Annotated in this window: 13 protein-coding genes; 4 read left to right on the forward strand and 9 right to left on the reverse strand. The window is 61.9% G+C overall.

The features are described from left to right. The first annotated feature begins 93 nt into the window (after nt 1–93). Nucleotides 94–1,713, forward strand: a complete 1,620-nt coding sequence (locus GST84_00370; protein ID XGB10893.1) for an MFS transporter — start codon at nt 94–96, stop codon at nt 1,711–1,713. A 177-nt stretch (nt 1,714–1,890) separates the two neighbouring features. Here the strand turns inward: GST84_00370 and GST84_00375 are convergent, their stop codons facing one another. The 4 genes from GST84_00375 to glyQ are packed head-to-tail and all read right to left on the reverse strand — an operon-like array spanning nt 1,891 to nt 6,251. Beyond that, nucleotides 1,891–2,676: a 1-acyl-sn-glycerol-3-phosphate acyltransferase gene (locus GST84_00375; protein ID XGB10894.1), complete on the reverse strand. Its 786-nt coding sequence runs from the start codon at nt 2,674–2,676 to the stop codon at nt 1,891–1,893. A 45-nt stretch (nt 2,677–2,721) separates the two neighbouring features. After that, complete coding sequence (gmhB, locus tag GST84_00380; protein ID XGB10895.1) at nt 2,722–3,249, reverse strand: D-glycero-beta-D-manno-heptose 1,7-bisphosphate 7-phosphatase; 528 nt, start codon at nt 3,247–3,249, stop codon at nt 2,722–2,724. A gap of 3 nt (nt 3,250–3,252) precedes the next feature. Next, complete coding sequence (locus GST84_00385; protein XGB10896.1) at nt 3,253–5,307, reverse strand: glycine--tRNA ligase subunit beta; 2,055 nt, start codon at nt 5,305–5,307, stop codon at nt 3,253–3,255. Continuing rightward, nucleotides 5,304–6,251, reverse strand: a complete 948-nt coding sequence (gene glyQ / locus GST84_00390) for a glycine--tRNA ligase subunit alpha (GenBank protein ID XGB10897.1) — start codon at nt 6,249–6,251, stop codon at nt 5,304–5,306. The genes GST84_00385 and glyQ overlap by 4 nt, the downstream gene beginning before the upstream one ends. A gap of 83 nt (nt 6,252–6,334) precedes the next feature. On the opposite strand from glyQ, the gene tag reads away from it, so the two are divergent. Both tag and GST84_00400 read left to right on the forward strand, forming a co-directional pair. After that, nucleotides 6,335–6,886, forward strand: a complete 552-nt coding sequence (gene tag / locus GST84_00395) for a DNA-3-methyladenine glycosylase I (protein XGB10898.1) — start codon at nt 6,335–6,337, stop codon at nt 6,884–6,886. A 40-nt stretch (nt 6,887–6,926) separates the two neighbouring features. After that, on the forward strand, nt 6,927–7,814 hold the full coding sequence (locus GST84_00400; protein ID XGB10899.1) for a lysophospholipid acyltransferase: 888 nt from the start codon (nt 6,927–6,929) through the stop codon (nt 7,812–7,814). 97 nt (nt 7,815–7,911) lie between these two features. Here the strand turns inward: GST84_00400 and GST84_00405 are convergent, their stop codons facing one another. Genes GST84_00405 through GST84_00425 form a run of 5 tightly spaced genes read right to left on the reverse strand, consistent with a single transcriptional unit; the run spans nt 7,912 to nt 12,441 of the window. Further along, entirely contained in the window at nt 7,912–8,226 is a 315-nt protein-coding gene (locus tag GST84_00405; protein XGB10900.1) for a tetratricopeptide repeat protein, read from the reverse strand. Between the two features lie 11 nt (nt 8,227–8,237). Next, nucleotides 8,238–9,611, reverse strand: coding sequence for a Trk system potassium transporter TrkA (trkA, locus tag GST84_00410; protein ID XGB10901.1), 1,374 nt, complete (start codon nt 9,609–9,611; stop codon nt 8,238–8,240). 23 nt (nt 9,612–9,634) lie between these two features. Next, nucleotides 9,635–10,945: a 16S rRNA (cytosine(967)-C(5))-methyltransferase RsmB gene (gene rsmB, locus GST84_00415; GenBank protein ID XGB10902.1), complete on the reverse strand. Its 1,311-nt coding sequence runs from the start codon at nt 10,943–10,945 to the stop codon at nt 9,635–9,637. Then, the gene (locus GST84_00420; GenBank protein XGB10903.1) at nt 10,942–11,874 is read right to left on the reverse strand and encodes a methionyl-tRNA formyltransferase; all 933 of its coding nucleotides are present in this window, start codon (nt 11,872–11,874) and stop codon (nt 10,942–10,944) included. Before GST84_00420 ends, rsmB begins: the two co-directional genes overlap by 4 nt. Before the next feature lie 60 nt (nt 11,875–11,934). Continuing rightward, complete coding sequence (locus GST84_00425; GenBank protein XGB10904.1) at nt 11,935–12,441, reverse strand: peptide deformylase; 507 nt, start codon at nt 12,439–12,441, stop codon at nt 11,935–11,937. A 206-nt stretch (nt 12,442–12,647) separates the two neighbouring features. On the opposite strand from GST84_00425, the gene dprA reads away from it, so the two are divergent. Next, nucleotides 12,648–13,745, forward strand: coding sequence for a DNA-protecting protein DprA (gene dprA / locus GST84_00430; GenBank protein XGB10905.1), 1,098 nt, complete (start codon nt 12,648–12,650; stop codon nt 13,743–13,745). Nucleotide 13,746: the final 1 nt, after the last annotated feature.

Below are 13,746 nucleotides of genomic sequence, written 5' to 3' on the forward strand. Positions count from 1 at the left end.
GGTGCGTGCAGTACCGGCGGCTTGCGGTCAGAAGTCGCCGACAGTGGAACAACAAGAATAATCACTGTGGCCTACGGGCCGAGGACAGCAACGATGTCGGATTACATCCAAGAGCAGGATGCGGTGGCCAGCAGCCCCAGCCGCCGTGAAGAACGCAAGATCATTTTCGCGTCATCCCTCGGGACGGTTTTCGAGTGGTATGACTTTTTTCTCTATGGTGCGTTGGCAGCGGTCATCAGCAAGCAGTTCTTCGCTGGCGTGAACGATACCACCGCTTTCATCTTCGCCCTGATGGCCTTTGCTGCAGGCTTTCTGGTGCGGCCGTTTGGCGCGCTGGTGTTCGGCCGCCTGGGTGACATGATCGGGCGCAAGTACACCTTTCTGGTCACCATCGTGCTGATGGGGCTGTCCACTTTCGCTGTTGGGTTGTTGCCCACCTACGCCAGTATCGGCATCGCCGCACCTATCATCCTGGTGGTCCTGCGCATGCTTCAGGGGCTGGCGCTGGGCGGTGAGTATGGCGGTGCCGCCACTTACGTGGCCGAGCATGCGCCCCCCGGCAAGCGTGGCTTGCACACCGGTTTCATCCAGTCCACCGCAACGCTGGGCCTGTTGTTGTCGCTCTTGGTGGTGCTGGGTAGTCGCTACGTCAGTGGCGACCAGTTCGAAACCTGGGGCTGGCGCTTGCCGTTCCTGCTGTCGATCGTGCTGCTGGCGATCTCGACCTGGATTCGCATGAGCATGCACGAGTCGCCGGCCTTTGTGAAAATGAAGGCTCAGGGCAAGGTCAGCAAGTCGCCCATCCGCGAGTCCTTCACCTCCTGGCCAAACCTGAAAGTGGTGCTTACCGCCCTGTTCAGCATCAACGCGGGGCAGGCGGTGACCTTCTACACGGCGCAGTTCTACGTTCTGTTCTTCATGACCCAGATGCTGAAAATGGACTCGGCTCAGGCCAACACCCTGCTCATCATCAGCGTTGTGATTGGCGCGCCGTTCTTCGTGTTCTTCGGCTGGTTGTCCGACCGTATCGGCCGCAAGCCGATCCTGATGCTCGGCCTGTTGCTGGCTACGGTACTGTACTTCCCGCTGTTCAAGGCGCTGAGCCACTACGCCAACCCACAGATCGACGCCGCCGGCCGTCAGGCGCCGATCGTGGTCACCGCCGACCCGCAAGGCTGCACATTCCAGTTCGACCCAGTGGGCAAGGCTCGTTTTGACAGCCCGTGCGACAAGGTCAAGACCTTCCTGGTCAAGCAGGGCCTGCCGTACAGCTCGGTAAGCGTGGCCGGCAGTGAAGTGGTGGTGAACATCGGTGACAAGACCATCAACGGATTTGACGAAACTGCCATGCGTGCTGCAATCGAGCAGGCTGGTTACCCGGCCAAAGCCGACCCTGCGCAGGTCAATCAGGTAATGGTGGTGGTACTGATCGTGGCGATGATCCTGATCGCGACCATGACCTATGGCCCGTTGGCGGCGGTGATGGTCGAGCTCTTCCCGACCCGCATCCGCTACACCTCGATGTCACTGCCCTACCACATTGGTAATGGCTGGTTCGGTGGTTTCCTGCCTACCGTATCGTTCGCGCTGGTGGTCTATACCGGGGATATCTTCTACGGGCTGTGGTACCCGGTGCTGGTGACCGGGATCAGCCTGGTGGTAGGGATCTTCTGTCTGAAGGAAACCAAGGATGTAGATATCGACAAAGTCTGATGCTGTCCACATGCCATAAAAAAACCGGCTGTAAAAGCCGGTTTTTTTATGCCTCCAAAAAACTTATGCACGATTTTCAGAAAAAATTCATACAGAAAAATAAATAGCAAATTCAAATACTTAGCTATCAATTCAAGCATTTAATCCAAAAACTGCACACAAGTTATCCACAGAAGGTCATGCCATCTGCTCCTGAGGTTTTTCCTCTGCTGGCGGCAGAGATCCCATGGCCCGCTGGGTCGCTTCGTTCCAGGCTGCAGCGCGGTCGTTGAGTTCGGCGATGGCCCGTGGCCCAGTGCCGTTGGCGTACATCGGTTCGCCAATTACCACTTCGATTGTACCGGCACGCTTGCCCCAACCGGTCTTGGGCCAGAACTTGCCGGCGTTGTGGGCAATCGGTAGCACCGGCAGCCCGGCATTCACGGCCAGTGCGGTACCGCCGCGGGAGAACTTGCCGATGGTGCCGAACGGCACACGGGTGCCTTCTGGAAAAATCAGCACCCACGTCTTCTGCTTGAGCAGTTCGTCACCCTTGCTCGCCACCTGGCGCAGCGCTTCCTTGGGGTTGTCGCGGTTGATCGCGATGGGCCGCAGCATGGCCATGGCCCAACCGAAGAACGGTACATACAGCAGTTCGCGCTTGAGCACCTGGCTAAGCGGCGAGAAGTACTGCGACAGGAAGAAGGTTTCCCAGGTGCTCTGGTGATTGGACAGAATCACGCAAGGCTCAGCTGGCACGTTCTCGGCGCCAGTGATCTTGTAGTCGATGCCCAGGATGGTGCGCACCAGAAACAGCGCGCAGCGGCACCAGTACACGTTGATGAACCTGTAGCGCTTGGGGAACGACAGGAACGGCGCGACGAAGAAGCTCAGCGAGCACCACAGCAGCGAACTGGTGCCCAGCAGCAGGTAAAAAAGAAAGATTCTGATCGCCTGCAGGATCGACATAGTGGCTTGTACCATTGCGGGCATGCCCGCCTGAGAAAAATGCGCCCGAAGGCGCACTGTTTAAATTAGTTCTCTGGCGATAGCTGCCAGATCGTCGAAAATCAGTGTAGTTTCCGGGACGCCTTTTTCCAGGGTCCGCTCACCTTTGCCGGTCTTCACCAGCACGGGTTGTGCACCGACGGCCAGGGCGGCCTCCAGGTCACCTTTGCTGTCGCCGACGAACCAGACGCCTTCAAGGCCAATCTGGTAATGCTCGGCGATCGCCCGCAGCATGCCGGGCTTGGGCTTGCGGCAATCGCACCCTTCGTCCGGCCCATGCGGGCAATACACGATGTGGCCCACTTCGCCGCCCTGCTCGGCCACTAGCGCGCGCAGGCGCGCATGCATGGCCTCAAGGGTTGCCAGCGGGTAGTAGCCACGGGCAATGCCGGACTGGTTGGTGGCCACGGCCACCGTCCAGCCCGCCTTGCTCAACTGCGCGATCGCATCGACCGAACCGGGGATCGGCACCCATTCTTCCAGCGTCTTGATGTACGCATCGGAGTCGTAGTTGATCACCCCGTCACGGTCGAGAATCAGCAGTTTCAAGGCTTACCCCAGCAGCGAAATGTCAGCCACGCCCAGGAACAGGCCGCGCAGGCGGCTGAGCAGGGCATAACGGTTGGCACGTACCTTGGCGTCTTCGGCGTTGACCATGACAGCCTCGAAGAAGGCATCGACCGGGTCACGCAGGGCCGCCAGGCGGGCCAGCGATTCGCTGTACTGACGTGCTGCAGCCATCGGTTGCACGGCCTGGTCGGCCTGCTGGATGGCCGAGTACAGGGAGAACTCGTTGGCATTGTCGAAGTACTTCGGTTCGACCTGCTCGGCGATGGCACCTTCGGCCTTGCTCAGCAGGTTCGACACGCGCTTGTTCACCGCGGCCAAGGCCTCGGCTTCCGGCAGTTTGCGGAACGCCTGTACGGCTTGCACGCGCTGGTCGAAGTCCAGCGCGGAGCCTGGCTGCAGTGCGCGTACCGACAGGTACGTAGCCACGTCGATGCCTTCGTCTTCGTAACGCGCGCGCAGGCGGTCGAAAATGAACTCCAGTACTTGCTCGGCCAGGCCGGCGGCCTTGACCTTGGGGCCGAACTGCTTGACCGCGAACTCGACCGCACCGGTCAGGTCCAGGTCCAGTTGCTTCTCGATCAGGATCCGCAGCACGCCCAGAGCAGCACGGCGCAAGGCGTACGGGTCCTTGCTGCCGGTAGGCAGCATGCCGATGCCGAAGATGCCCACCAGGGTGTCGAGCTTGTCGGCGATGGCCACGGCAGCACCGGTCAGGGTCTGCGGCAGCTCTGCACCAGCACCGCGCGGCATGTACTGCTCGTTCAGGGCCAGGGCCACGTCTTCCGGCTCACCGTCGTTGAGCGCGTAGTAGTAACCGGCAACACCCTGCATTTCAGGGAATTCGCCGACCATCTCGGTGGCCAGGTCGCACTTCGACAGCAGGCCGGCACGGCCAGCGCGCTGGGCATCGCCGCCGATCAGCGGGGCAACGAAGGCGGCCAGCCTGGAAACACGTTCGGCCTTGTCGTACACGGTGCCGAGCTGAGCCTGGAACACCACATTCTTGAGGCGCTCGTTGAAGGTTTCCAGTGGCTGCTTCTTGTCCTGCTTGAAGAAGAACTCGGCGTCGGTCAGGCGCGGGCGCACGACCTTTTCGTTGCCTTGCACGATCTGCTTCGGGTCGCGGCTTTCGATGTTGGCCACGGTAATGAAGCGCGGCAGCAGCTTGCCTTCGCTGTCCAGCAGGCAGAAGTACTTCTGGTTGTCCTGCATGGTGGTAATCAGGGCTTCCTGCGGCACCTCAAGGAAACGCTCTTCGAACGAGCACACCAGCGGCACTGGCCATTCGACCAGAGCAGTCACTTCGTCCAGCAGCGCCGGTGGCACGATGGCAGTGCCTTCCTGCTGCATGGCAAGCTCGGCGGTGCGCTTGCTGATCAGCTCGCGGCGCTCGGCGAAGTCGGCCAGCACGTACGCTTTACGCAGGTCTTCGACATAGTTGGCCGGTGTGGTGATGACCACGGCTTCCGGATGGTGGAAGCGGTGGCCACGGGATTCACGGCCGGCCTTCTGCGACAGAATGGTGCAGTCGACCACTTGGTCGCCCAGCAGCATTACCAGCCATTGGGTCGGGCGTACGAACTCTTCACGGCTGGTCGCCCAACGCATGCGCTTGGGGATCGGCAGGTCGTTCAGCGAATCTTCGACGATGGTCGGCAGCAGGTCAGTGGTGGCCTTGCCCGGGATGTGCTGGGAGAAGCGCAGCTTGGGGCCGCTCTGGTCGATTTCGGCCAGTTCAACACCGCACTTCTTGGCAAAGCCCAGCGCAGCCTGGGTCGGCTGGCCTTCGGCGTTGAAGGCTGCCTGCAGGGGCGGGCCGTCGATGTTGATGCTGCGGTCAGGCTGCTGCACGTCCAGCTGGCGAATCAGTACGGCCAGACGACGAGGCGCGGCGTACACCTGCTTGGCGGTGTAGTTCAGGCCAGCCGCCTGCAGGCCTTTTTCGATACCGGCCAGGAAAGCGTCGCCGAGGTTGGCGAGGGCCTTGGGTGGCAGCTCTTCGGTGCCCAGTTCTACCAGAAAATCTTGAGCACTCATTGTGCAGCCTCCAGCTTAGCCAACACTTCGTCACGCAGTTCAGGGGTGGCCATCGGGAAGCCCAGGCGTGCGCGGGCTTGCAGATAGCTTTGCGCCACGTCCCGGGCCAGGGTACGTACACGCAGGATGTAACGCTGGCGCTCGGTTACCGAGATGGCGCGGCGGGCGTCCAGCAGGTTGAAGGTGTGCGAGGCCTTCAGGACCATTTCATAGGTCGGCAGCGGCAGCTCCAGCTTGATCAGGCGGTTGGCTTCGCTTTCGTAGAAGTCGAACAGTTCGAACAGCTTGTCGACGTTGGCATGTTCAAAGTTGTAGGTCGACTGCTCCACCTCGTTCTGGTGGAACACGTCACCGTAGGTGACCTTGCCGAACGGGCCGTCGGCCCACACCAGGTCGTAAACCGAGTCGACGCCCTGGATGTACATGGCCAGCCGCTCCAGGCCGTAGGTGATTTCACCGGTGACCGGGTAGCACTCGATGCCGCCTACCTGCTGGAAGTAGGTGAACTGGGTGACTTCCATGCCGTTGAGCCAGATTTCCCAGCCCAGACCCCAGGCGCCGAGGGTCGGCGATTCCCAGTTGTCTTCGACGAAACGAATGTCGTGCACCAGCGGATCCAGGCCGATGGCTTTCAGCGAGCCGAGGTACAGCTCCTGGAAGTTGGCCGGGTTCGGTTTGAGCACCACCTGGAACTGGTAGTAGTGCTGCAGGCGGTTGGGGTTTTCGCCATACCGCCCGTCGGCAGGACGACGGCTAGGCTGCACATAGGCGGCGTTCCAGGTTTCTGGACCCACGGCGCGCAGGAATGTAGCGGTGTGGAAAGTGCCGGCGCCTACTTCCATATCGTAGGGCTGAAGTACCACACAACCTTGAGCTGCCCAGTAGTTCTGCAGGGCGAGGATCAGGTCTTGGAAGGTACGCACGGCTGGCGTAGGCTGGCTCACGAAATTCACCTGTATCTGGGGATGCGGATGTAAAGAGCGGGAGTATAACCTGATTCGCCTCGCCCTCTACTCATTGGAGCCTTATGCCACGCTGCTTTTGGTGTACCGACGATCCGTTGTACCAGGCCTACCACGACCAGGAATGGGGAATGCCACAGCGCGACCCGGCGTTGCTCTTCGAGATGCTTTTGCTCGAAGGGTTCCAGGCGGGGCTTTCGTGGATTACCGTTTTGCGCAAACGCGAGCGTTATCGCCAGGTGATGTACGGCTTCGACCCCTTAAAGCTGGCGGCCATGAGCGACGAACGTATCGAAGAATTGATGCAGGATGCAGGCATCATCCGCAATCGCCTCAAGCTCAAGGCTGCGCGGCGCAACGCCCAGGCCTGGCTGGCTGTGGATAACCCTGCCGAATGGCTGTGGTCGTTCGTCGGCGGCTCGCCGAAGATCAACCACTTCAAGGCTCGCGGCGACGTGCCGGCGGTTACCGATGAAGCCAAGGCAATGAGCAAGGCCCTGCAGAAAGCTGGCTTCACGTTCGTCGGTCCGACTATTTGCTACGCCTTCATGCAGGCCACCGGCATGGTCATGGACCACACCACCGACTGCGATCGCTACGCCGCCTTGTCGCGCTGAGGGTTACAATGCGCGCCTTGCTGAAATAAGGAATTCGCCTGTGGAAAAGTTCAAGGGCGCCCTGATGGTCGGGGTGCTGCGCCTGTTTGCCAAGCTGCCCTGGGGCGCTGTGCAGCGTGTCGGCGCCGGTATTGGCTGGCTGATGTGGAAAATCCCCAACAGTTCGCGCAACGTGGTACGGATCAACCTGGCCAAATGTTTCCCGGAGATGGACCCGGTTGCCCGTGAGCAACTGGTGGGCCAGGCGCTGCGGGATATCGGTAAATCCTTTGTCGAAAGTGCCTGTGCCTGGATCTGGCCGCCACAGCGCTCGCTGGAGCTGGTCAAGGAAGTGCATGGCCTGGAAGTGCTGGAGCAGGCCCTGGCCTCGGGTAAAGGCGTGGTCGGCATCACCAGCCACCTGGGCAACTGGGAAGTGTTGAACCACTTCTACTGTAACCAGTGCAAACCGATCATCTTCTACCGCCCGCCGAAGTTGAAGGCGGTGGATGACCTGCTGCGCGAGCAGCGCGTGCAGATGGGTAATCGCGTGGCACCGTCGACCAAGGAAGGCATCCTCAGCGTGATCAAGGAAGTGCGCCGTGGTGGCCAGGTGGGTATTCCTGCCGACCCGGAGCCGGCGGAATCGGCGGGCGTGTTCGTGCCGTTCCTCGGCACCCAGGCGCTGACCAGCAAGTTCGTGCCGAACATGCTGGCCGGTGGCAAGGCGGTAGGCGTGTTCCTGCATGCGCTGCGGTTGCCTGATGGCTCGGGCTTCAAGGTGTTCCTCGAAGCTGCTCCGGAAGAGATGTACAGCACCGATGTGAACGTGTCGGCTGCGGCGATGAGCAAGGTGGTCGAGCGCTATGTGCGTGAGTACCCGAGCCAGTACATGTGGAGCATGAAGCGCTTCAAGAAGCGCCCGGCTGGCGAGCCGCGCTGGTATTAAGCCATTCACCGCCCTCTGTAGGAGCGGGTTTACCCGCGAATGCGATGTTTGATTCACCGACGCATTCGCGGGTAAACCCGCTCCTACAGGGGCCGCGTCAACCCGCTGCTTTGTTGAGCTTCTTCAGGAATACGGTCATCTCTTTTTCGGCCTGCTTGTCACCATGGGCCTGCGCCGCCACGATCCCGTCTTCCCACGCCTTGCGCGCCGCCGCCAGGTCGCCCTGCAACTGATAGGCCTTGCCCAGCAGCTTCCATGCTGCCGAGTATTTCGGATCCTGCTCTACACAGCGCGCCAGGTGCACTGCTGCTTCAGCGCCGTTGCCTTCATCCAGCCAGGCCTTGCCCAGGCCAAACCTCAGCAGCGGGTTATCCACACCTTTGGCCAGCATCTTCTCCAGCGACTCGCGCATGCCCTCTTCTCCTAGAAGAAACTCAAGCCGACGTGGAACAGCTTCTCCACATCGCGAATATGCTTTTTATCCACAACGAAGAGGATCACATGGTCCCCTGATTCGATCATGGTGTCGTCATGGGCAATCATCACCTCTTCATCACGGATGATCGCACCAATCGTGGTGCCCGGTGGCAGCGTAATGTCCTCGATTGCCTTGCCGACCACCTTGCTCGACTTCGAGTCCCCGTGTGCCACCGCCTCGATAGCCTCGGCTGCACCACGGCGCAGCGAGTGCACACTGACGATGTCGCCGCGACGGACGTGCGCCAGCAGGGTGCCGATGGTGGCGAGCTGCGGGCTGATAGCAATGTCGATTTCGCCGCCCTGCACCAGGTCGACATAAGCCGGGTTGTTGATGATGGTCATCACCTTGCCTGCGCCCAGGCGCTTGGCCAGCAGCGACGACATGATGTTGGCTTCGTCATCGTTGGTCAGGGCCAGGAAAATATCGGCGTCGGCGATGTTCTCTTCGAGCATCAGGTCTTTGTCCGAGGCGCTGCCTTGCAGGACTACAGTGCTTTCGAGGGTATCGGAGAGGTGGCGACAACGCGCCGGGCTCATCTCGATGATCTTCACCTGATATCGGCTTTCGATGGCTTCCGCCAGGCGCTCGCCAATCTGCCCGCCGCCGGCGATGACAATGCGTTTATTGGTCTCGTCGATGCGGCGCAGTTCGCCCATCACCGCGCGGATATCTTTCTTTGCGGCAATGAAGAACACCTCGTCGTCGGCTTCGATCACCGTGTCGCCACGCGGGGTGATCGGCCGGTCGCGGCGGAAGATGGCTGCCACGCGGGTGTCGACGTTGGGCATGTGCGCACGGATCTGGCGCAATTGCTGGCCGACCAGCGGGCCGCCATAGTAGGCCTTCACTGCCACGAGCTGGGCCTTGCCTTCGGCGAAGTCGATCACTTGCAGCGAGCCTGGGTGTTCGATCAGGCGCTTGATGTAATTGGTCACCACCTGCTCGGGGCTGATCAGAACGTCGACCGGGATATGGTCGTTGTCGAACAGCTCTTCGCGGGTCAGGTAGGACGATTCGCGCACCCGTGCAATCTTGGTCGGGGTATGGAACAGCGAATAGGCCACCTGGCAGGCAACCATGTTGGTCTCGTCACTGTTGGTTACCGCCACCAGCATGTCGGCGTCGTCGGCACCGGCCTGGCGCAGCACCGTCGGCAGTGAGCCGCGGCCCTGGACAGTGCGGATGTCCAGGCGGTCGCCGAGGTCGCGCAGGCGGTCGCCGTCGGTGTCGACCACGGTAATGTCGTTGGCTTCGCTGGCCAGGTGTTCAGCCAGCGTACCGCCTACCTGCCCTGCGCCGAGGATGATGATCTTCATGCGCTACTCCCTATCCTTTGTTCTTATCCGCGCGAGGCGGCGATCTTGATCAGCTTGGCATAGTAGAAACCGTCGTGGCCGCCTTCCTGGGCCAGCAACTGACGGCCGTGGGGCTGGCGCAGGCCGGCTTCGGTCGCCAGGTCCAGCTCACGGGCGCCCGGGGTGCGCGCGAGGAAGGCTTTGATCACTTCAGTGTTCTCGGTCGGCAAGGTGGAGCAGGTGGCGTATAGCAGCATGCCGCCCACTTCCAAGGTCGGCCACAGGGCATCGAGCAGCTCGCCTTGCAGCGTAGCCAAAGCCGGGATGTCGTCGGCTTGGCGGGCCAGCTTGATGTCCGGGTGGCGGCGAATTACGCCGGTGGCCGAGCACGGCGCGTCGAGCAGAATGCGCTGGAATGGCTTGCCGTCCCACCAGCTGGCAGTGTCGCGTGCATCGCAGGCGATCAGCTCGGCGTCCAGCTGCAGGCGGTCGAGGTTTTCTCGCACGCGGGTCAGCCGCTTGGCTTCGAGATCGATGGCCACCATGTGCGCCAGGCCAGCCTCGGCCTCCAGCAGGTGGCAGGTTTTGCCGCCCGGTGCGCAGCAAGCATCGAGCACGCGTTGGCCTGGGGCCAGTTCCAGTAGGTCGGCAGATAGCTGCGCAGCTTCGTCCTGCACGCTCACCCAGCCTTCGGCGAAGCCTGGCAGGCCGCGCACGTCACAGGCTTCGGCCAGTACGATGCCATCCCGGCTGTACTGGCATGCGCTGGCGCCAATGCCGGCTTCGGCCAGCAGTGCCAAGTAGGCATCGCGGCTATGGTGACGGCGATTGACCCGCAAAATCATCGGCGGGTGGGCATTGTTGGCGGCGCAGATGGCTTCCCACTGCTCTGGCCAGAAGGCTTTCAGCGCCTTCTGCAACCAGCGCGGGTGGGCGGTACGCACCACCGGGTCGCGCTCCATGCCGGCGAGCAGTTCCTCGCCTTCGCGCTGTGCTCGGCGCAGCACGGCATTGAGCAAGCCCTTGGCCCACGGCTTCTTCAGTTTGTCGGCACAGCCCACGGTCTCGCCGATGGCTGCATGGGCCGGAATACGGGTGTAGAACAGCTGGTACAGGCCGACCAGCAGCAGCGCCTGAACATCGGCATCGGCTGCCTTGAAGGGCTTTTGCAACAGCTGTGCGGCCAACAGGTCAAGGCGTGGCTGCCAGCGTGCGGTGCCGAACGCCAGGTCCTGGGTCAGGGCGCGGTCGCGTTCATCTACCTTGTCCAGTTGCGCCGGCAGCGAGCTGTTCAGCGAAGCCTTGCCGCTGAGCACAGCGGCAAGCGCACGGGCGGCGGCGAGGCGTGGGTTCATTGGCCCAGCACCTTGCCGGCGGCAAACTTCTCGCGGCGGCTGTTGAACAGGTCACTGAAGCTCAATGCCTTGCCACCAGGCAGTTGCAGGCGGGTCAGGCTCAGGGCTTGGTCACCGCACGCAACTACGAGGCCGTCCTTGCTGGCGGAAAGTATCTCGCCCGGGGCGCCTTGGCCTGTGGACAGGTTGGCGGCCAGCACCTTTACGCTTTCACCATCCAGGGAGCTGTGGCACACCGGCCATGGGTTGAAGGCACGGATCAGGCGTTCCAGTTCGACCGCCGGGCGGGTCCAGTCGATACGTGCTTCGTCCTTGTTCAGTTTGTGCGCGTAGGTGGCCAGGGCATCATCCTGTACTTCACCTTGCAGCGAACCGTCTGCCAGGCCGGCGATGGCCTGAACGACTGCGGGCGGGCCCATTTCGGCCAGGCGATCGTGCAAGGTGCCGCCGGTGTCCTCGGCGCTGATCGGGGTGACTACCTTGAGCAGCATCGGGCCGGTGTCCAGGCCAGCTTCCATGCGCATTACGGTCACGCCGCTTTCGGCGTCGCCGGCTTCCACGGCACGCTGGATCGGCGCCGCACCGCGCCAGCGTGGCAGCAGGGAGGCGTGGCTGTTGATGCAGCCCAGGCGCGGGATATCCAGCACCACCTGTGGCAGGATCAGGCCGTAGGCGACCACTACCATCAGGTCGGGTTTCAGTGCGGCCAGTTCGGCCTGCGCATCGGCGTCGCGCAGGGTCTGCGGCTGGAACACCGGGATGTCATGGGCCACTGCCAGTGCCTTGACCGCACTTGGCATCAGCTTCTGTCCACGACCGGCGGGGCGGTCGGGCTGGGTGTAGACGGCCACGATCTCGTAGGGGCTGTCGAGCAGGGCCTTGAGGTGTTCGGCGGCAAACTCTGGAGTGCCTGCAAAGACGATGCGCATGGAGTTCTCGCTTCAAAAAAGAAAAAGGCTTGCCGGAGCAAGCCTTCAGGAAGGTAGGGATCAGGCTTGCTGGCGGTGCTGCTTTTCCAGCTTCTTCTTGATCCGGTCGCGCTTGAGCTGCGACAGGTAGTCGACGAACAGCTTGCCGTTGAGGTGGTCGAATTCGTGCTGTACGCACACCGCCAGCAGGCCTTCGCATTCCAGTTCGAACGGCTTGCCGTCGCGGTCCTGGGCCTTGACCCGGACACGCAGCGGGCGGTCGACGTTTTCGTAGAAGCCCGGTACCGACAGGCAGCCCTCCTGGTACTGGCCCATGTCATGGGTCAGCTCTTCGACCGACGGGTTGATGAAGACGCGCGGTTCGCTGCGGTCTTCGCTGAGGTCCATGACCACAACCTGCTTGTGCACGTTCACCTGGGTAGCGGCCAGGCCGATGCCAGGGGCTTCGTACATGGTTTCAAACATGTCGTCGATCAGCTGACGCAGGGCGTCGTCGAACTCCGTCACCGGTTTGGCGAGGGTGCGCAGGCGCGGGTCCGGGAATTCGAGAATGTTCAAGATGGCCATAAGGTCAGGCAGTCACTGTGCGTTCGGTTGAAAACTGAGCACACATAATAAAGGGAAACGGGGATTTCGGCACCTGGCAAGCTCGTCTAGGGTGACTATGGGCTTGATAGCCCCCAGTCAATGGACAGCTTTTCAAAGTGTTACTCACAGAGTTATCCACAGCTTGTGCCACGTAAATAGCCCTGTTTCGATCAAGGATGATCTCAATGCCCAGTCACCATTCGTCGCCCTGCCCGCCTGCCGAACTGGAGGCACGCTTACGCCTGCATCGCCTCCCCGAGGCTGGATTGCGGCGCTTTCGAACGTTGCTCGAAGCCTTCGGCAGTGCCTCCTCTGCGCTCAGTGCTCCCGCTTCGGCCTGGCGAGCGTTGGGCATCCCCCAAGCTACCATCGATGCCCGGCGCAGTGCCGAGGTACGCGATAGCGCACTGGCCGCAATGGCTTGGCTGGAGCGCCCTGGCCAGCATTTGCTGATGTGGGACGGCCCAGACTACCCAGCCTTGCTGGCAGAAATCGACGATGCCCCGCCGCTGCTTTTTGTCGCTGGCGAACCTGCCTTGCTCGATCGTCCTCAGCTGGCGATCGTGGGCAGCAGACGTGCCACACCCCCGGCGCTCGACACCGCCCGGGCATTTTCCCGCTACCTCGCGCAGGCTGGTTTCACCATTACCAGCGGGCTGGCGGTAGGTGTCGACGGTGCCGCTCATCGGGCCGCGTTGCAGGCTGGCGGCGGCACGATTGCCGTGCTCGGCACGGGGTTGCAAAAACTTTATCCACAGCGGCATCGGGACCTTGCGCAGGCGATGATCGACAATGGCAGTGCGCTGGTTTCCGAGTATCCCCTGGATGCCGGGCCGCTGCCCGGCAACTTCCCACGGCGCAACCGCATCATCAGTGGGCTGTCGCTCGGTGTGCTGGTGGTCGAGGCGAGCCTCGCCAGCGGCTCGCTGATCACGGCGCGTCTGGCGGCGGAACAAGGCCGCGAGGTGTACGCCATTCCGGGCTCCATTCATCACCCGGGGGCCAAGGGGTGTCACCAGCTGATTCGTGATGGGGCGCTGCTGGTGGAAACTGTGGAGCAGATCCTGGAAAGCTTGCAGGGTTGGCAGAACCTGCCGCCTGCGGTTGTGGACAGATTTGACCATCCCCTGCTTGCCCTGCTGCATGCCGCACCCCAGACCAGTGAAAGCCTGGCCCACTGTAGCGAGCTGCCATTGGCCGACGTGCTGGCGCAGTTGACCGAGCTGGAGCTGGAAGGCCGGGTCAGCAATGAAGCCGGGCGTTGGTTTGCCCGCGCGGGCTAAG

It is taken from the genome of Pseudomonas putida (genome assembly GCA_041879295.1).
GTDB lineage: Bacteria > Pseudomonadota > Gammaproteobacteria > Pseudomonadales > Pseudomonadaceae > Aquipseudomonas > Aquipseudomonas putida_Y.